The sequence below is a fragment of the Pseudomonas sp. PDM03 genome, from assembly GCF_014852385.1.
GTDB classification, from domain to species: domain Bacteria; phylum Pseudomonadota; class Gammaproteobacteria; order Pseudomonadales; family Pseudomonadaceae; genus Aquipseudomonas; species Aquipseudomonas migulae.
Genome location: NZ_JACVBM010000023.1, coordinates 64203 through 83470, shown reverse-complemented (window position 1 = coordinate 83470; position 19268 = coordinate 64203). Strand labels below are relative to the sequence as shown.

Annotated in this window: 15 protein-coding genes; 10 read left to right on the top strand and 5 right to left on the bottom strand. The window is 60.6% G+C overall.

Annotation, left to right across the window (positions count from 1 at the left end):
• The first annotated feature begins 9 nt into the window (after positions 1–9).
• The 6 genes from lepA to pdxJ all read left to right on the top strand — a co-directional run bounded on the left by lepA (position 10) and on the right by pdxJ (position 6114).
• Positions 10–1809: a translation elongation factor 4 gene (gene lepA / locus IB254_RS25375; protein ID WP_008026688.1), complete on the top strand. Its 1800-nt coding sequence runs from the start codon at positions 10–12 to the stop codon at positions 1807–1809.
• Positions 1810–1814: 5 nt separating this feature from the next.
• Positions 1815–2669, top strand: a complete 855-nt coding sequence (gene lepB, locus IB254_RS25370; protein WP_008026689.1) for a signal peptidase I — start codon at positions 1815–1817, stop codon at positions 2667–2669.
• Between the two features lie 184 nt (positions 2670–2853).
• On the top strand, positions 2854–3543 hold the full coding sequence (gene rnc / locus IB254_RS25365) for a ribonuclease III (RefSeq protein ID WP_032828632.1): 690 nt from the start codon (positions 2854–2856) through the stop codon (positions 3541–3543).
• Positions 3536–4438: a GTPase Era gene (era, locus tag IB254_RS25360; RefSeq protein WP_008026691.1), complete on the top strand. Its 903-nt coding sequence runs from the start codon at positions 3536–3538 to the stop codon at positions 4436–4438. The genes rnc and era overlap by 8 nt, the downstream gene beginning before the upstream one ends.
• A 159-nt stretch (positions 4439–4597) precedes the next feature.
• On the top strand, positions 4598–5281 hold the full coding sequence (gene recO / locus IB254_RS25355) for a DNA repair protein RecO (protein ID WP_008026692.1): 684 nt from the start codon (positions 4598–4600) through the stop codon (positions 5279–5281).
• Positions 5282–5370: 89 nt separating this feature from the next.
• The gene (gene pdxJ / locus IB254_RS25350) at positions 5371–6114 is read left to right on the top strand and encodes a pyridoxine 5'-phosphate synthase (protein ID WP_192420100.1); all 744 of its coding nucleotides are present in this window, start codon (positions 5371–5373) and stop codon (positions 6112–6114) included.
• A gap of 129 nt (positions 6115–6243) precedes the next feature.
• On the opposite strand, the gene mltF is transcribed toward pdxJ, so the two are convergent.
• Positions 6244–7704: a membrane-bound lytic murein transglycosylase MltF gene (mltF, locus tag IB254_RS25345; RefSeq protein ID WP_192420098.1), complete on the bottom strand. Its 1461-nt coding sequence runs from the start codon at positions 7702–7704 to the stop codon at positions 6244–6246.
• 274 nt (positions 7705–7978) lie between these two features.
• Here mltF and purL point away from each other — a divergent pair, with 274 nt between their 5' ends.
• The gene (gene purL / locus IB254_RS25340; protein ID WP_192420097.1) at positions 7979–11875 is read left to right on the top strand and encodes a phosphoribosylformylglycinamidine synthase; all 3897 of its coding nucleotides are present in this window, start codon (positions 7979–7981) and stop codon (positions 11873–11875) included.
• A 5-nt stretch (positions 11876–11880) separates the two neighbouring features.
• Positions 11881–12192: a YqfO family protein gene (locus tag IB254_RS25335; protein WP_192420095.1), complete on the top strand. Its 312-nt coding sequence runs from the start codon at positions 11881–11883 to the stop codon at positions 12190–12192.
• Between the two features lie 238 nt (positions 12193–12430).
• Here IB254_RS25335 and IB254_RS25330 read toward each other — a convergent pair whose 3' ends face one another.
• Positions 12431–14839: a glucose/quinate/shikimate family membrane-bound PQQ-dependent dehydrogenase gene (locus IB254_RS25330; protein WP_192420093.1), complete on the bottom strand. Its 2409-nt coding sequence runs from the start codon at positions 14837–14839 to the stop codon at positions 12431–12433.
• A gap of 214 nt (positions 14840–15053) precedes the next feature.
• Positions 15054–16436 carry a carbohydrate porin gene (locus IB254_RS25325; RefSeq protein ID WP_192420091.1) on the bottom strand — a complete coding sequence of 461 codons (1383 nt, stop codon included), beginning with the start codon at positions 16434–16436 and terminating at the stop codon, positions 15054–15056.
• Positions 16437–16826: 390 nt separating this feature from the next.
• Here IB254_RS25325 and IB254_RS25320 point away from each other — a divergent pair, with 390 nt between their 5' ends.
• Together IB254_RS25320 and IB254_RS25315 are read left to right on the top strand one after the other, a co-directional pair.
• Positions 16827–17057 (top strand): VF530 family DNA-binding protein, encoded by a 231-nt coding sequence (locus IB254_RS25320; protein WP_007903672.1) that lies wholly within the window; start codon positions 16827–16829, stop codon positions 17055–17057.
• 2 nt (positions 17058–17059) lie between these two features.
• Positions 17060–17695 carry a Pr6Pr family membrane protein gene (locus IB254_RS25315; RefSeq protein WP_192420089.1) on the top strand — a complete coding sequence of 212 codons (636 nt, stop codon included), beginning with the start codon at positions 17060–17062 and terminating at the stop codon, positions 17693–17695.
• Between the two features lie 64 nt (positions 17696–17759).
• On the opposite strand, the gene IB254_RS25310 is transcribed toward IB254_RS25315, so the two are convergent.
• Together IB254_RS25310 and IB254_RS25305 are read right to left on the bottom strand one after the other, a co-directional pair.
• On the bottom strand, positions 17760–18545 hold the full coding sequence (locus tag IB254_RS25310) for a siderophore-interacting protein (RefSeq protein WP_192420087.1): 786 nt from the start codon (positions 18543–18545) through the stop codon (positions 17760–17762).
• Positions 18542–19117, bottom strand: a complete 576-nt coding sequence (locus IB254_RS25305; protein WP_192420085.1) for a PadR family transcriptional regulator — start codon at positions 19115–19117, stop codon at positions 18542–18544. The genes IB254_RS25310 and IB254_RS25305 overlap by 4 nt, the downstream gene beginning before the upstream one ends.
• Between the last annotated feature and the right edge of the window lie 151 nt (positions 19118–19268).

Genomic DNA, 19268 nt, shown 5'->3' with positions numbered 1-19268 from the left:
TGTTGATCCGTGAGTGATTTGAGTCATATCCGCAATTTCTCCATCATCGCCCACATTGACCATGGCAAGTCGACGCTGGCCGATCGCTTCATCCAGATGTGCGGCGGCCTTGCCGAGCGCGAAATGGAAGCCCAGGTGCTGGACTCCATGGACCTGGAACGTGAACGCGGGATCACCATCAAGGCCCACAGCGTCACCCTCTATTACACCGCTCGCGATGGCATCAAGTACCAGCTGAACTTCATTGATACCCCGGGCCACGTTGACTTCACCTACGAAGTCAGCCGGTCGCTGGCGGCCTGTGAAGGTGCTTTGCTGGTGGTCGATGCCGGTCAGGGCGTTGAAGCGCAGTCGGTTGCCAACTGCTACACGGCGATCGAGCAGGGCCTGGAAGTCATGCCGGTCCTGAACAAGATCGACCTGCCACAGGCCGATCCGGACCGCGTCAAGGAAGAAATCGAAAAAATCATCGGCATCGATGCCACCGACGCGGTCACTTGCAGTGCCAAGACCGGTCTGGGCGTCGATGAAGTGCTGGAGCGCCTGGTCACCACCATTCCGGCGCCGACCGGCAACTACGACGATCCGCTGCAAGCGTTGATCATCGACTCCTGGTTCGACAACTACCTGGGCGTTGTGTCCCTGGTGCGCGTGCGCCACGGTCGCGTGAAGAAGGGCGACAAGATCCTGGTCAAATCCACGGGCAAGATCCACCTGGTGGACAGCGTCGGTGTATTCAACCCGAAACACACCCCTACCGCCGACCTGAAGGCCGGTGAAGTGGGCTTCATTATCGCGAGCATCAAGGACATTCACGGTGCGCCAGTGGGCGACACCCTGACCTTGAGCTCCACCCCCGACGTTGACGTGCTGCCAGGTTTCAAACGCATTCAACCGCAGGTGTACGCCGGTCTGTTCCCGGTCAGCTCCGACGACTTCGAAGATTTCCGTGAAGCCCTGCAAAAGCTCACGCTCAACGACTCGTCGCTGCAGTACACCCCGGAAAGCTCCGACGCCCTGGGCTTCGGCTTCCGTTGCGGGTTCCTCGGCATGCTGCACATGGAAATCATCCAGGAGCGCCTGGAGCGCGAGTACGACCTGGACCTGATCACCACGGCGCCGACGGTAATTTTCGAGCTGTTGCTGAAAACCGGTGAAACGATCTACGTCGATAACCCGTCGAAGCTTCCGGACCTGTCCACGATCGAAGACATGCGCGAGCCGATCGTGCGGGCCAACATTCTTGTGCCGCAAGAACACCTGGGCAACGTTATTACCCTGTGCATCGAGAAGCGTGGCGTGCAGCACGACATGCTGTTCCTCGGTACTCAGGTTCAGGTGACCTACGATTTGCCGATGAACGAAGTGGTCCTGGACTTCTTCGACCGTCTGAAATCCACCAGCCGTGGCTATGCTTCGCTGGATTACCATTTCGATCGTTATCAATCGGCTAATCTGGTGAAACTGGATGTGTTGATCAACGGTGACAAGGTCGACGCCCTGGCGCTGATCGTGCACCGTGACAATGCGAACTACAAAGGTCGCCAGTTGACCGAGAAGATGAAAGAACTGATTCCACGGCAGATGTTCGACGTGGCAATCCAGGCCGCCATTGGCGGTCAGATTGTGGCGCGGACAACCGTCAAGGCACTCAGAAAGAACGTATTGGCCAAATGCTACGGTGGTGACGTCAGCCGTAAGAAAAAGCTGCTGGAAAAGCAAAAGGCCGGTAAGAAACGCATGAAGCAAGTCGGCAACGTGGAAATTCCACAAGAAGCCTTCCTTGCAGTGCTCAGGTTGGATAGTTAGGTCCTATGTCACTAAATTTCCCGCTGTTGCTGGTCATCGCCGTGTTCGTCTGCGGCCTGTTGGCGTTGCTTGATCTGGTTTTCCTGGCGCCGCGTCGGCGTGCCGCCATCGCTTCGTATCAGGGCAGCGTCAGCCAGCCGGATGTGGTGGTGGTCGAGAAGCTGAACAAAGAGCCGCTGCTGGTCGAATACGGCAAGTCGTTCTTCCCGGTGTTGTTCATCGTGCTGGTCCTGCGTTCGTTCCTGGTGGAGCCGTTCCAGATTCCTTCCGGCTCGATGAAACCGACGCTGGATGTCGGCGACTTCATTCTGGTGAGCAAGTTTTCCTACGGGATCCGCCTGCCGGTGATCGACAAGAAAGTCATCGATGTCGGTGATCCGCAGCGCGGCGATGTGATGGTGTTCCGTTACCCGAGTGATCCGAACGTCAACTACATCAAGCGTGTGGTCGGCCTGCCGGGTGACCAGGTTCGCTACACCGCCGACAAGCGCCTGTTCGTCAACGGCGAGTCGATTGCCGAGCAACTGGTCGGCTCCGAGCCGGGCACGCTGGGCAGCGCCGAGCTCTACAAGGAAAAACTCGGCGCCGCCGAGCACTTGATCCGCAAGGAAATGAGCCGTTATCGCGCATCGCCCGACCATACGTGGACCGTGCCTGCCGGGCACTACTTCATGATGGGCGACAACCGCGACAACTCGAACGACAGTCGTTACTGGGATGATCCGACTATTCCCAAGGATCTGCTGGGCATGGTTCCCGACAAGAATATCGTCGGCAAGGCCTTCGCAGTCTGGATGAGCTGGCCGGAACCCAAACTCAGTCACCTGCCGAATTTCTCGCGGGTTGGCCTGATCAAGTAATCACACACGGCGCTGTTGAACACAGCGCCGAATGCATTTCTGGAACTGCCACAATCGGCGCCAGATGCATGAAAACAATGATATTCAGGACGTAATTTTTGAACACAGCGTTAATTGTCCCAAGCCTGCGCCGTACCACGGCGATGGCGGTGGAATCCAGCCACGAACTCAGCGTGGGTAAACCGTGAGCGTCTCCTTAAGCCGTCTAGAGCGTCAGCTCGGCTACACCTTCAAGGATCAGGAACTGATGGTCCTGGCCCTGACTCACCGCAGCTTTGCCGGGCGCAACAACGAACGCCTGGAATTCCTCGGTGATGCCATCCTCAACTTCGTCGCTGGCGAGGCGCTGTTCGATCGCTTCCCGCTGGCCCGCGAAGGCCAGTTGTCGCGTTTGCGCGCACGTCTGGTGAAAGGTGAGACTCTGGCTGTACTGGCCCGCGGTTTCGATCTGGGCGATTACTTGCGTCTGGGTTCCGGCGAGTTGAAAAGCGGCGGTTTCCGTCGCGAGTCGATTCTGGCCGATGCCCTGGAAGCGCTGATCGGTGCGATCTACCTGGACGCCGGCATGGACGTGGCGCGCGAGCGCGTGTTGGCCTGGCTGGCCGGCGAGTTCGAAGGCCTGACACTGGTCGACACCAATAAAGATCCAAAAACCCGCCTGCAGGAATTCCTGCAGTCCCGTGGTTGTGAGCTGCCGCGTTACGAAGTGGTGGATATCCAGGGTGAGCCGCATTGCCGGACGTTCTTCGTCGAATGCGAAATCACCTTACTGAATGAAAAAAGCCGAGGTCAGGGTGTGAGTCGTCGTATTGCCGAACAGGTAGCGGCCGCCGCAGCACTGATAGCCCTGGGTGTGGAGAATGGCAATGACTGATTCAACTGCAACACGCTGTGGCTATGTTGCCATCGTCGGCCGTCCCAACGTGGGCAAGTCCACGCTGCTGAACCACATCCTCGGCCAGAAGCTGGCGATCACTTCGCGCAAGCCTCAGACCACCCGCCACAACATGCTGGGTATCAAGACCGAAGGCGCCGTCCAGGCGATCTACGTCGACACCCCGGGCATGCACAAGGGCGGCGAAAAGGCCTTGAACCGCTACATGAACAAGACCGCTTCGGCGGCGTTGAAAGACGTCGACGTGGTGATCTTCGTGGTGGATCGCACCAAGTGGACCGACGAAGACCAGATGGTGCTCGAGCGTGTCCAGTACGTGACCGGCCCACTGATCGTGGCGCTGAACAAGACCGACCGCATCGAAGACAAAGCCGAGCTGATGCCGCACCTGACCTGGTTGCAGGAACAGCTGCCGAACGCGCAGATCATGCCGATCTCCGCCCAGCACGGGCATAACCTCGACACGCTGGAACGAGTGATCGCCGAGCACCTGCCGGAAAACGATCACTTCTTCCCGGAAGACCAGATCACCGACCGCAGCAGCCGCTTCCTCGCCGCTGAACTGGTGCGTGAGAAAATCATGCGTCAGCTGGGCGCCGAGCTGCCATACCAGATCACCGTGGAAATCGAAGAATTCAAGCAGCAGGGGAAAACCCTGCACATTCATGCGTTGATCCTCGTCGAACGTGACGGCCAGAAGAAAATCATCATTGGCGACAAGGGCGAGCGCATCAAGCGCATCGGCACCGAGGCGCGCAAGGACATGGAGCTGCTGTTCGACTCCAAGATCATGCTCAACCTCTGGGTCAAAGTGAAAGGCGGCTGGTCCGACGATGAGCGCGCATTGCGTTCGCTGGGTTACGGCGACCTGTAAACCTGAGCCCAGGTGATAAAACTGTGGGAGCTAGCCTGCTCGCGATAGCGGTCTGTCAGTCAGCAATTTTGTTGAATGTCAGTCCCTCATCGCGAGCAGGCTCGCTCCCACAGTGGTTTTGGGGTGTTAGTAAAATCGCGATCCGTCATTGAGAGCTCCATGTCCCAGCCCATCGGCCAACCCGCCTACGTCCTCCACTCCCGCGCCTACCGCGAAAACAGCGCACTGGTGGATTTCCTCACGCCGCAAGGTCGGCTGCGGGCGGTGTTGCGCAGTGCGCGGGGCAAGGCCGGGACGCTGGCGCGGCCGTTCGTGCCGCTGGAAGTCGAGTTCCGGGGGCGGGGCGAACTGAAGAATGTCGGGCGCATGGAAAGTGCCGGTACGTCGACATGGCTCATCGGTGAGGCGCTGTTCAGCGGGCTTTACCTCAATGAGCTGTTGATTCGCCTGTTGCCATCAGAAGATCCCCATCCCGCTGTCTTCGATCACTACGCCGCGACTTTGCTTGCGCTGGCCGAAGGCCGCCCGCTGGAGCCGCTGCTGCGTTCCTTCGAATGGCGCTTGCTCGACGATCTCGGTTACGGCTTCGCGCTGAACACCGACATCCACGGCGAACCCGTCGCGCCGGACGGCCTGTATCGTCTACAGGTGGATGCCGGCCTGGAACGGGTCTACCTGCTGCAACCCGGTCTGTTCAACGGCACCGAACTGCTGGCCATGGCCGACGCCGACTGGTCGGCCCCCGGCGCGTTGTCCGCCGCCAAGCGTTTGATGCGCCAGGCATTGGCCGTTCACCTGGGCGGTCGTCCCCTGGTTTCCCGAGAGTTGTTTCGAAAGCCGTAGGGTCTTGATCTTCGCTCCCACCAAGGATCAACAGACCCTGTTGCCCCGTGTATGCTGTGCGCCGAATCTTTAAATTCAGGAGCGCTTCCGTGACCACCAGCAATCGCATTCTTCTTGGCGTGAACATCGACCACGTTGCCACCCTGCGCCAGGCCCGGGGCACTCGCTATCCCGATCCGGTCAAGGCCGCACTGGACGCGGAAGAGGCGGGCGCTGACGGCATCACCGTGCACCTTCGCGAAGACCGTCGGCACATTCAGGAACGTGACGTGCTGGTGCTCAAGGATGTGCTGCAAACCCGCATGAACTTCGAAATGGGCGTCACCGAAGAAATGATGGCGTTCGCCGAGCGCATCCGCCCGGCGCACATTTGCCTGGTGCCGGAAACCCGCCAGGAACTGACCACTGAAGGCGGCCTGGACGTAGCGGGGCAGGAAGCGCGGATCAAGGCCGCGGTAGATCGCCTGGCGAGGATCGGTTGCGAAGTGTCGCTGTTCATCGATGCGGACGAGCGGCAGATCGAAGCGTCCCGACGTGTCGGTGCTCCGGCGATCGAATTGCACACCGGTCGTTATGCCGATGCCGAGACACCAACGGACGTGGCTGAAGAGCTCAAGCGCGTGGCTGATGGCGTGGCATTTGGTCTGGCGCAGGGTTTGATCGTCAACGCCGGTCACGGTTTGCACTATCACAACGTCGAAGCGGTCGCAGCGATCAAGGGCATCAACGAATTGAACATCGGCCATGCGCTGGTGGCGCATGCGTTGTTTGTCGGGTTCAAGTCGGCGGTGTCTGAGATGAAGGCGTTGATCCTGGCCGCCGCCAAAGTCTAAGCCGAACACAAAAAACATGTGGGAGCGAGCCTGCTCGCGATAGCGGTGTATCAGTCAAAGATTATGTCGACTGACACACCGCTCTCGCCGGCAAGCCGGTCTCGCTCCCACATTTGATTGCGGTGCCAGTTAAAGCTGCGGGGTTTCCTGGCTCGGCTTGGTCTTGTCGACCCCCGGCACATGCAGATTGCCTTCGGCCACCTGATTGCCTTCCAGCTGAGGCTGCGTCACCCAGGTCAGGATGTCGTAGTAGCGACGGATGTTCGCCACGAAATGCACCGGCTCGCCGCCGCGGGCATAACCGTAACGGGTTTTGCTGTACCACTTCTTCTCGGACAGGCGCGGCAGGATCTTCTTCACGTCCAGCCACTTGTCCGGGTTCAGCCCTTCCTTTGCCGCCAGTTTGCGCGCGTCATCCAGGTGACCGCTGCCGACGTTGTAGGCCGCCAGTGCAAACCAGGTGCGGTCCGGTTCCTGGATCGACTCATCCAGCTGTTCCTTCATGTAGGCCAGGTATTTGGCGCCGCCCATGATGCTCTGCTTCGGATCGAGGCGATTGGACACGCCCATGGCTTGCGCGGTGTTCTGGGTCAGCATCATCAGGCCACGCACGCCAGTCTTCGACGTGACGGCCGCTTGCCACAGGGATTCCTGATAACCGACCGCCGCCAGCAGGCGCCAGTCGACCTTCTCTTTCTTGGCGTAGGTCTTGAAGTGTTGCTCGTACTTGGGCAGTCGTTGCTGCAAATGCTGGGCGAAGGTAGTGGCGCCCATGTAGCCGAGTACGTCGACGTGCCCGTAATAGCGGTCCTTCAGGCGTTGCAGCGTGCCGTTCTTCTTCACCTTGTCGAGGTAGGCGTTGATCTCGTTGAGCAGGCTGTTGTCGTCGCCGGCGGCCACGGCCCAGCTCTGGTCGCTGGCGTCACCGAGGTCGAAGGCGACCCGAATGTTGGTGAAGTAGACCTGGTTCATCGCCACTTCATTGGAGTCGACCAGGGTCAGATCAATCTGGCCTTCATCGACCATGCGCAGCAGGTCGACGACTTCAACCGCGTCGGACTCTTCGTATTCAATGCCGGGAAACTTCTGTTTCAACTCCGCCAGTTGCCCGGCGTGGGTGCTGCCCTTGAGCACCATGATCTTCTTGCCCACCAGATCCTTCGCATCGGTCGGCCGCGACTGGCCGTTGCGATAGATGATCTGCGGGGTGACTTCCAGATAAGAGTGGGAAAAACGCACCTGCTGTTTGCGCGCTTCGCTGCTGACCAGGCCGGCCGCAGCGATCACCGGACCGTTGGGCTTGCCCACCTGGCTGAACAGGTCGTCAAGGTTGTCGGCGGTTTCGATCTTGAGTTCGACCCCCAGATCGTCGGCGAAGCGTTTCACCAGCTCGTATTCGAAGCCGGTTTCACCGTTGCGATCCTGAAAGTAGGTGGCGGGGCTGTTTCGGGTAACCACCCGCAGCACGCCATCCTCCTTTACGCGCTCCAGCGTGTTGGGTTTATCAACACAGCCACTGAGCATCAGGAAGAGTCCGGTTGCGATCAGCCATTTGGCGTACCGCGGACGCAAAGCCGTTGGGGAAAACATCTGCGCAGTATACGCAAAGGACCACGAGCGCCATATCTCGACAGCGAAGGCCTTGTCTGCTAGAGAGCGAAAAACCGCTCTGGAGCCCGCAGGAATGGGCTCGAATGGCTTTTTGTGACACAAAAAATAACACCTGGCCGACCGCTGTTTCAGGTCCGGATACCCGGCCCGACGTCCGGGTGACGCCGCCCGTACCGTTTCGGGTGATGTCGCGGGCGGTTTAGGCTAGAATGCACGGCCTCAAAGCACACCCCTTCCCGAGGCTGTCCCGAAGATGTTGATCCTGCGCGGCGCTCCTGCCCTTTCTGCCTTTCGCCACAGCAAACTCCTTGAGCAACTGAGCCAGAAGGTTTCGGCTGTCAGCGGCTTGTATGCTGAATTCGCTCACTTCGCCGAAGTTACCGGCGTCCTGACCGGCGACGAACAGCAGGTGCTCGCGCGCCTTCTGAAGTACGGTCCAAGCGTACCGGTTCAAGAACCGACCGGTCGCCTGTTCCTGGTGTTGCCGCGTTTCGGCACCATCTCGCCGTGGTCCAGCAAGGCCAGCGACATCGCTCGCAATTGCGGCCTGAGCAAGATCCAGCGCCTGGAGCGCGGTATCGCGTTCTACGTCGCCGGCCAGTTCAGCGACGCCGAAGCGCAGCTGATCTCCGATGTTCTGCATGACCGCATGACCCAGATCGTCCTCGCCAACCTTGAACAGGCCGCCGGCCTGTTCAGCCACGCCGAACCGAAGCCGCTGACCGCGATCGACGTGTTGGGTGGCGGCCGCGCCGCGCTGGAAAAAGCCAACACCGAGCTGGGCCTGGCCCTGGCCGAAGACGAGATCGACTACCTGGTCAACGCCTTCGTTGGTTTGAAGCGCAACCCGCACGACATCGAACTGATGATGTTCGCCCAGGCGAACTCCGAGCACTGCCGTCACAAGATCTTCAACGCCAGTTGGGACATCGACGGTCAGAGCCAGGAAAAAAGCCTGTTCGGCATGATCAAGAACACTTACCAGATGCACAGCGAAGGCGTTCTGTCCGCTTATAAGGACAACGCTTCGGTGATCGTCGGTAACGTTGCCGGTCGTTTCTTCCCGGACCCTGAAACCCGCCAATACGGCGCGGTGCAGGAGCCGGTGCACATTTTGATGAAAGTCGAAACGCACAACCACCCGACCGCGATTGCCCCGTTCCCGGGGGCGTCCACCGGTTCCGGTGGCGAGATCCGCGACGAAGGCGCTACCGGTCGTGGCGCCAAGCCAAAGGCCGGCCTGACCGGTTTCACCGTATCGAACCTGCAGATCCCTGGCTTCGAACAGCCGTGGGAAGTGCCGTACGGCAAGCCTGAGCGCATCGTCACCGCGCTGGACATCATGATCGAAGGCCCACTGGGTGGCGCCGCGTTCAACAACGAATTCGGTCGTCCAGCCCTGACCGGTTACTTCCGTACCTTCGAACAGTCGATCACCACCCCGCGTGGCGACGAAGTTCGCGGTTACCACAAGCCGATCATGCTGGCCGGCGGCATGGGTAACATCCGTGCCGAACACGTACAGAAAGGCGAGATCACCGTCGGCTCCAAGCTGATCGTGCTCGGCGGCCCGGCGATGCTGATCGGTCTGGGCGGCGGCGCTGCCTCTTCCATGGCCACCGGCACCAGCTCGGCTGACCTGGACTTCGCTTCGGTTCAGCGCGAAAACCCTGAGATGGAACGCCGCTGCCAGGAAGTCATCGACCGTTGCTGGCAACTGGGTGACAAGAACCCGATCAGCTTCATCCACGACGTGGGTGCGGGCGGTCTGTCCAACGCCTTCCCTGAACTGGTCAACGACGGCAACCGTGGTGGCCGTTTCGAACTGCGCAACATTCCAAACGACGAGCCGGGCATGGCCCCGCACGAAATCTGGAGTAACGAATCCCAGGAACGCTACGTTCTGGCCGTCGGCCCTGCTGACTTCGAACGCTTCCAGGCGATCTGCGAGCGCGAGCGTTGCCCGTTCGCCGTAGTCGGCGAAGCCACTGCCGAGCCGCAACTGACCGTCACCGACAGCCACTTCGGCAACAGCCCGGTGGACATGCCACTGGAAGTGCTGCTGGGCAAAGCCCCGCGCATGCACCGTTCGGCCGTTCGTGAAAACGAGCTGGGCGACGACTTCGATCCGTCGACCCTTGAGATTGCAGACTGCGTCGATCGCGTTCTGCATCACCCGGCCGTGGCGAGCAAAAGCTTCCTGATCACCATCGGCGACCGCACCATCACCGGCCTCGTGGCCCGTGACCAAATGGTCGGCCCGTGGCAGGTTCCGGTGGCCGACGTTGCCGTCACCGCCACCAGCTTCGACGTCTACACCGGTGAAGCCATGGCCATGGGCGAGCGTACTCCGCTGGCGCTGCTGGACGCTCCGGCGTCGGGCCGCATGGCCATCGGCGAAACCCTGACCAACATCGCCGCTTCGCGCATCAACAAGATCTCCGACATCAAGTTGTCGGCGAACTGGATGTCCGCTGCCGGTCACCCGGGCGAAGACGCGCGTCTGTACGACACCGTGAAAGCGGTCGGCATGGAACTGTGCCCTGAGCTGGGCATCACCATTCCGGTGGGCAAGGACTCCATGTCCATGGCCACGCGCTGGAACGACAACGGCGAAGACAAGACCGTCACCTCGCCAATGTCCCTGATCGTGACCGGTTTCGCGCCAGTGGCTGACATCCGTCAGACCCTGACCCCGGAACTGCGCATGGACAAGGGCACCACCGACCTGATCCTGATCGATCTGGGCCGTGGCCAGAACCGCATGGGCGCCTCGATCCTGGCCCAGGTTCACGGCAAGCTCGGCTCGCAAGCACCGGACGTCGATGATGCCGAAGACCTGAAAGCCTTCTTCGCGGTGATCCAGGGCCTCAACGCCGACGGTCACCTGCTGGCCTACCACGACCGTTCCGACGGTGGTCTGTTGACCAGCGTTGTGGAAATGGCCTTCGCCGGCCACTGCGGCCTGAGCCTGAACCTCGACGGTCTGGCGGAAACCTCCGCCGACATCGCAGCGATCCTGTTCAACGAAGAACTGGGCGCCGTGATCCAGGTTCGCCAGGACGCGACTCCGGACATCCTCGCGCAGTTCAGCGCTGCCGGTCTGGGCGAGTGCGTGTCGGTGATCGGTCAGCCGATGAACAACGGCCAGATCAACATCACCTTCAACGGCGAAACCGTGTTCGAAGGTCAGCGTCGTCTGCTGCAGCGTACATGGGCTGAAACCAGCTACCAGATCCAGCGTCTGCGTGATAACGCCGACTGCGCCGAGCAAGAGTTCGACGTGCTGCTGGAAGAAGACAACCCGGGCCTGAGCGTCAAGCTGAGCTACGACGTCAACCAGGACGTCGCCGCGCCTTACATCAAGAAAAACATCCGCCCACAGGTTGCCGTACTGCGTGAGCAGGGCGTCAACGGTCAGGTGGAAATGGCGGCCGCGTTTGACCGCGCCGGTTTCAACGCGATCGACGTGCACATGAGTGACATTCTGGCCGGCCGTGTCGACCTGAACGACTTCAAGGGCATGGTCGCTTGCGGCGGTTTCTCCTACGGCGACGTACTGGGCGCCGGTGAAGGCTGGGCCAAGTCCGCGCTGTTCAACAGCCGCGCCCGCGATGCGTTCCAGGGTTTCTTCGAACGTAACGACAGCTTCACCCTTGGCGTGTGCAACGGTTGCCAGATGATGTCCAACCTGCACGAGCTGATTCCGGGCAGCGAGTTCTGGCCGCACTTCGTGCGTAACCGTTCCGAGCAGTTCGAAGCCCGTGTGGCGATGGTTCAGGTCCAGGAGTCGAACTCGATCTTCCTGCAAGGCATGGCCGGTTCGCGCATGCCGATCGCCATCGCACACGGTGAAGGTCATGCCGAGTTCTCCAGTGAAGAAGCGTTGCTGGAAGCCGATCTGTCGGGTTGCGTGGCGATGCGTTTCGTCGACAACCATGGCAAGGTCACCGAGAAGTACCCGGCCAACCCGAACGGCTCGCCGCGCGGGATCACCGGTTTGACCAGCCGCGACGGTCGCGTGACGATCATGATGCCGCACCCGGAACGTGTGTTCCGCGCCGTGCAGAACTCGTGGCGTTCGGAAGACTGGAACGAAGACGCGCCATGGATGCGCATGTTCCGTAACGCTCGCGTGTGGGTGAACTAAGCGCCGTGTACAAGCTCAGCTTCTTTGTTCCGACCAGCCATGTCGAAGTGGTCAAAAGCGCTGTGTTCGCTGCCGGTGGCGGGCGGATCGGTGCTTACGAGCACTGCGCATGGCAGGTGTTGGGCCTGGGTCAGTTTCGTCCAATGGAGGGCAGTCAGCCGTTCATTGGCGAAGCAGGGCAGATCGAACAGGTTGAGGAATGGAAAGTTGAGCTGGTGGTGGCGGATGAGTTGATCCGTTCGGTGGTGGCGGCTTTGAAACAGAGCCATCCCTACGAGACACCGGCTTATGAAGTGTGGCGGCTGGAGGATTTCTGATCCGCTGGCCGCTGCAATGAAAAACCCGCTACGGCGGGTTTTTTGTTGCCCACAATTCAACGGACCTGCACCGCCCTTGTAGGAGCCGGCTTGCTGGCGATAGCGTTCTATCAGCCAACATCAACGTTGAATGTTAAACCGCCATCGCCAGCAAGCCGGCTCCTACAAGGTTGTGTGTCGATCACAAAAAAGGCGACCCCCTCGCGGGAGTCGCCTTTGCTTTAACCGCCGCTAAAACTTATTCGGACAGTTTGTACGCAATCACATAGTCACCTTGCTTGGTGCCCAGCGAACCATGACCGCCCGCCACGACGAGCACGTATTGCTTGCCGTCCTTGCCGGTGTAGGTCATCGGTGTGGTTTGCGCGCCCGCAGGCAGGCGACCTTCCCACAGTTGCTTGCCGTTTTTCACGTCGTAGGCACGCAGGTACTGGTCGAGGGTACCGCTCAGGAAGCCCACGCCACCGGCGGTGGTGAAGGTGCCGCCCAGGCTAGGCACGCCCATGCTCAGCGGGATCGGAACCGGCGAGCTGTCGCGCACGGTGCCGTTCTTGTGTTTCCACAGGACTTTGGCGGCGGTCAGGTCGATCGCCGCCACATAACCCCATGCCGGCGCCTGGCACGGCAGGCCCATTGGCGACAGCAATGCTTCGAGGACTACGCCGTACGGCGCGCCTTTGTTGGGCTGCACGCCTTCGGTTTCGCTTTTGCGCGGGCCTTGGGCAGCGATTTCGGCGGCCGGGATCAGTTTCGATTTGAACGCCATGTAGCTCGGGTTCACGAAAGCGATCTGACGCACCGGGTCAACCGAGATGCCGCCCCAGTCGAACACGCCGAAGTTGCCTGGATACACGATCGAACCCTGCAGCGACGGCGGGGTGAACGGGCCGTCGTAGCGCATGGACTTGAAGTCGATCCGGCAGATCAGTTGGTCGAACGGCGTCACGCCCCACATGTCGCGCTCTTGCAGCGGCGGCGGCATGAGGTTGAGGTCGGATTTCGGTTGGGTCGGCGAGGTGTGATCACCTTCGACAGCGCCTTGCGGAACCGGCACTTCGTTGATCGGCACAATCGCCTGGCCGGTGCTGCGGTCCAGCACGTAGATGCTGCCTTGCTTGGTCGACGCGAGTACCGCCGGCTTCACGCCGTCTGCGGTTTTCAGGTCCATCAGGGTTGGCTGGCCACCGACGTCCATGTCCCACAGGTCATGGTGGGTGAACTGGAAGTGCCATCGCACTTTGCCGGTGCCGATGTCGAGGGCGGTCAGGCCGGCGGCGTGCAGTTCCGATTCCGGGGTGCGAGCGCCACCGAACTGGTCCGGCGTCTGGTTGCCCATCGGCAGGTACAGCATGCCGAGTTTTTCGTCGACGGCGAACATGGACCACATGTTCGGCGAGTTGCGCGTGTAGACCTTGCCTTCGGCAATCGGCGTGGTGTCGTCCGGGTTGCCGCTGTCCCAGTTCCACACCAGTTTGCCGGTGTGCACGTCGAACGCGCGGATCACGCCGCTCGGTTCGTCGGTGGAGACGTTGTCGGTGACGTGGCCGCCAATCACCACCAGGTCCTTGGTGACCGCTGGAGGCGAAGTGGAGTAGTAGCCGCCGGCGGTGAAACCACCGATGTTGGCGCGCAGGTCGACCTGGCCTTTGTCACCGAAGTCTTCGCACATCTTGCCGGTGTCGGCGTTCAGGGCGATCAGGCGGGTGTCGGCGGTCGGCAGGAAGATCCGGCGTGGGCAGACGCTGGCGACAGGCGCGCTGGCGCTGCCGGTCGGGCTCTGCTCGGAGGCGTAAGCCGCGTCATCGTGATACGTCACGCCACGGCAGGTCATGTGCGCCCAACCCTTGAAGTTCGCCGCGTTTTGCGTGGAGAGCTTCGGATCGAAACGCCAGATTTCCTTGCCGGTGTCCGGGTCCAGCGCGATCACCTGGCTGTGCGGCGTGCACACATAGAGCATGCCGTTGGCTTTCAGCGGGGTGTTTTCAGCGGTGGTTTCACCCGGATCGTTCGGCCCCGGCAGGTCGCCGGTGCGGTAGGTCCAGGCCGGTACCAGTTTGTTGACGTTCTGCGGGGTGATCTGCGCCAGCGGCGAGTAACGGTCACCGTGAGCGCTGCGGCCGTAGGAGTTCCAGTCACCGTCGGGCATGGCCGGGGCGGTGTTGGTCATGCCCGGCACGCTGTCGCGGTCCAGTTGGCCTTTGATTTCACCGGGGTTGGTGAATTGGCTGGCCAGTGCGGCCACGCCAGCGAGCACCACGGCCACGCTCAGTGCGCCGGTGCCTTTCGGTGCAGCGCCTTCGCGCAGCAGCGGACGACGGAACCACGGCAGCAACATGACGATGCCCAGCGCGAACAACATTGCCAGACGCGGCACCAGTTGCCACCAGTCGAGGCCGACTTCCCACAAGGCCCAAACGGTGCTGGCGAACAGCACCAGCGCGTACAGGCCCAAGGCTGCGCGGCGGGCAAGGATCAGCAGCACGCCGGTCAGCGCCAGGCCGATACCGGCCAGCAGGTAATACAGCGAGCCGCCGAGCATGCTCAGCTTGATCCCCCCGGCCAGCATGGCCAGGCCCATTAGCAGAAGCAGAATGCCGAGCAGGGTCGGCAATAGACGGCTTCGACTCAAAGCACCATCAGTGCTCATAGTGTGGTTCTCCGTGACGTTTCAAGTAGTCCCGCGCAAGTTCACTGTAGATGACGATCTGGCGCGGGCATGGTTCATGTAAAAACTGGAACGGTTAATGCGGTCCCTGTAGGAGCCGGCTTGCTGGCGATAGCGGTGGGTCAGGCGATAAATTTGTTGGCTGACCCACCGCAATCGCCAGCAAGCCGGCTCCTACAGGGTTTTGCGTTGTTCTTTAGAACGATGACTGGATCTTGATCCCGCCAATCAGGGCGTCATCGACCTTGTCCACGCCACCGGGGTGGCGGATGTATTGCAGGTTCGGGCGCACGGTCAACCAGTTGGTGACGTGCACGCCGTAATAGAGTTCGGCGCTGTATTCGGTGTCCTGCGGCGGCAGGAAGGACGGATCGTCGAAGTCGGAGACCGCGTGGGCCTGATTGCTCGCCTCGGCATTTTTGCGATAGGCCGGGTTGACGTGAACCCGGGCGAGGGCGAAACCGATGTCGTCCTTGGCGCGCGCATCGAACAAGCCTTTGTAGACGACGCCCGCCTGGACATAGTTGTCGATGGCGTTGGTCTTCTTGTCGTGCATCGTGCCGTTGGCGAACACGCTCAGGCCACGGGAATTGTCGCTGGCGCGGCTGGTGATCTGCTGCTGCACACCCAGCCATACGCCGTGCTTGCTCGACGCGCTGCGGTAGGCCTCGCCACTCAGGGCGGCGGGCTGGCCATTGCTGTCCTTGTAGGCATCGGTGGCGTTGGCGTTGCTGTAGTAATAACCGGCGCGGTATTCGCCCGGCAGGCCGTTGAGCTTCGGCGTCCACACCAGCTCCACCGGCAAAATTGCGCCTTGAGTGCCGCTGCCGCTGAGCTTGAAACCATTGCCGCGATCGAGGTTCGACGGGTTCTGCTCATACGCGCCGATCTGCGCGTACAGCTCTGGCGTCAGGTGATACTTGACCCGCATCGCCCACTGGCTGACCGGCCAGTTGTACCAGATGCCCCCGACCCAGTTACCGACCTGGGAGCCGCAGAACGCCAGGTTCTGGAAGTCGCAGGGGAAACTGTTGAAATCTTCGCCTTCGCCGAAACGGCCGACCTTGATGTCGAGCTTCTGATCGAAGAATTTCTGCTGATACCACATCTGCGTCAGGCGCCAGGTTTGCCCGCGACCCCAGACTTCTTGCGCTGAAGTGAAACCGCCGACCCGCGGATCGTTGATCCGGTCATTACTGATGTTGTTGCCGTTGCGTTCGGTGACGGTCAGCTGAAATTCAGCGTCGTCCCAACCGAGGATCTTCTGCAGATCGAGATGCGTGCCGAGGCCGAACTGATCGCTGTAGCGCGCGGTGCGATCGTGGTCGTAGCCGCCGTGCAGATTGCTGCCCATTTCACCGGTGTAATCGACTTTGAAGTCGTAGCCTTTTTCCGAAAGTTCGGTGCGCGCGCCGTTCCAGTCGCCGAGCATCCACGGTGATTCGCTATCGAAGGCCGGGGCGGCCTGAGCGCAGGTGGCGAGGCTCAGCGCGGTGAATCCGCCGATCAGGTTAAGGACTTTTCGCTGGGAAACAGGCGTGCAGACAGCGCTGTCTCGCAAAAATTGAACATAAGGCATAGAGGAGAAATTCTTGATCTTTTTCTGGGGAGTGAGGGGCGAAGCGGTTAGCGGAAGCGTTTCAGCAGGTTCGGGCGTAAGGATAATGTTCTGTTACAAATAGAGAAAGGCCTTTTGCCGAGATGAATTTTTGTTGATTCGGTAACAGTCAGAACGCCACAGTACCCTGTAGGAGCCGGCTTGCTGGCGATGGCTGCGTATCAGTCAACATTCATATCGCCTGACACACCGCCATCGCCAGCAAGCCGGCTCCTACAGGGTACTGTGGCGTTCAGATGATCCGTTACCTTTGACCTACATTTAGCAGATAGCGCACAGACGCCTTTCCCCCAAGGCGGCCCTCGGCTAAGGTGCGCGGCTTCCAATTCATCTATCGCGTGAAGGCCCGGCATGACCGAACAGAACAACAACCCGCTGCACGGCGTGACACTGGAGCAGATCCTCAACGCGCTGGTTGAACATTACGAATGGTCGGGGCTGGCCGAGCGCATCGATATCCGCTGCTTCAAGAGTGATCCGAGCATCAAGTCGAGCCTGACCTTCCTGCGCAAGACCCCGTGGGCGCGGGAGAAGGTCGAACGCTTGTACGTCAAGTTGATGCGTACCAAGCGACCGCTCTGAACATGATCATGCAACCTGCCGTGCGCCGTCGTTTTGTGGCCGTGGCTGCTGTCCTCGGCTGGGCGGGATTGAGCATTCAGCTGTACCTGATTTTCTATTCGCGCTGGACGCTGGGCGCCAGTCTGCTGGGCGGGCTGGTGAGTTTTTTCAGCTACTTCACCGTGCTCAGTAACACGCTTGTGGCGACCGTGCTGACCTGCGCGCTGACGTCCCGCGAGTCGGCTGCGCGACGCTGGTTTTTGCAGCCGTGGGTGAGTGGCGCGATTGCCGTGAGCATCGCCGTGGTCGGCCTTGCCTACAACATTCTGTTGCGTCATCTGTGGCATCCCGAAGGCTGGCAATGGCTGGCCGATGAACTGCTGCACGACGTCATGCCGTTGCTGTTTCTGGCCTGGTGGTGGTTGTGTGTGCCCAAAGGCACTCTGCGTCTGCGGCACATTGCGCTGTGGGTGATTTACCCGTTGCTGTACTTCGCGTATGCGCTGCTGCGCGGGCATCTGCTGGCGGTTTATCCCTATCCGTTCATAGATGTCGACAAGCTGGGTTATCCACAGGTGTTTGTGAATGCAGGCGGATTGTTGGCGGGGTTTGTGGTGATTGCGTTGTTGGTGATCGCGCTGGATCGGTGGCGGCGATAAGCCTGAATCACACGGACCTGTAGGAGCCGCCCGCAGCAAGCCGGCTCCTACAGTTTATGTGGCGTTATTCTTCGTCGCTGTCGTCCAGGCGCCAATAGCCGACGGCTTTGACGAACAGCTCGTTCAGACCATGCTCGTCCAGCAGCACCCGACGAATCTGCCGCGACACTTTGGTCTCGGTCGCCACCCACGCGTATAGATTGCCGCTGGGCACTTGCAGCTGTTTCACGGTGGTCAGCAAGTTGTTCTTGCCACCTTCGCGCAACACCCAGATCACATTGACCTGCGCCGGGCTTTCGAGCTTTTGCTGTTCCGCGCCGTTCTCCACTTCAATGATCACCAGCGCCTGGCGATTGGCCGCCAAACCCTCCAGCCGCCGCGCAATCGCGGGGATCGCCGTCTCGTCACCGATCAGCAAATAGCTGTCGAACATGTCCGGCACGATCATAGATCCCCGTGGCCCGCCAATGTGCAGGAACTGTCCCGGTTTGGCCTGTTCCGCCCAGGTCGAAGCAGGGCCGTCGCCGTGCAACACGAAATCGATGTCCAGTTCCAGCGTGTCGAGGTCGTAGCGACGCGGCGTGTAGTCGCGCATCGCCGGCATCGGGCCGTTGTCCTTACCGGCACCGAGCACCAGGGTCTCCAGCGCCGCTTGTTCTGCCGCGTTCTGCGGGAACAGCAGTTTGACGTGGTCGTCTGTGCCGAGGCTGATGAAACCTGCCAGCTCAGGCCCACCCAGGGTAATCCGGCGCATGCGCGGGGTCAGGTCAACCACGCGCAACACTTGCAGGCGACGGCGTTTGATTTCATGCATCACGCGGTGAATGGTGTGCTCGATCACTTCAGTCATTCAGTTTTCTCCTGAGCGGGTTGAACCAAGGGGCCGTCGACGATGGCTTTGGCTGTGTTGTTGAGCAGGGCGGCGACCCGAATGATTTCTTCTGCGCTCCAGCGACCGTGGTGCAGTTGCAACGCGTGACGCAGGTTATGCACCGCTTCGTGGATCTCGGGCGGACGGTCATGGCCGCGCAATGAGCGCTTGCTGACATCGATGCGCATCCGCACGCCGTCCAGTGCAACCGCTTGCTCACTTAAAGACAGACGACCGGCGTCGGTCACGCTGTAGCGTTTTTTTCCGCCTTCGGCATCGCCCTGGATCATTTCGCTTTCTTCCAGAAAGGTCAGGGTCGGATAGATCACGCCGGGGCTGGGGCTGTAGGCGCCGTCGAACATGCCTTCGATCTGGCGGATCAAGTCGTAGCCATGGCAGGGCTGTTCGGCAATGAGCGCCAGCAGCAGCAATTTCAGATCGCCGGGGGCAAACACCCGTGGGCCGCGACCGCCGCGTTCGCGACCGGGGCGTTTCTCGAAGCCGTCGCGGCCGTCACCGTGTTCACGGTGGGGGGAATGATGGTCTCTCATTTTTCCTTCTCTCTGTCGTGTTTAGATACAACTTAAGATATATCTTATCGAGAGGGCAAGCGAAAGGGACCAACGGTCGTCGCCGAAGGACGTCGTGGCGGATTTCAGTGCGGGGCGGGAAAAAGGCGTTTTGCAGCTTGCTGTTTTAGAG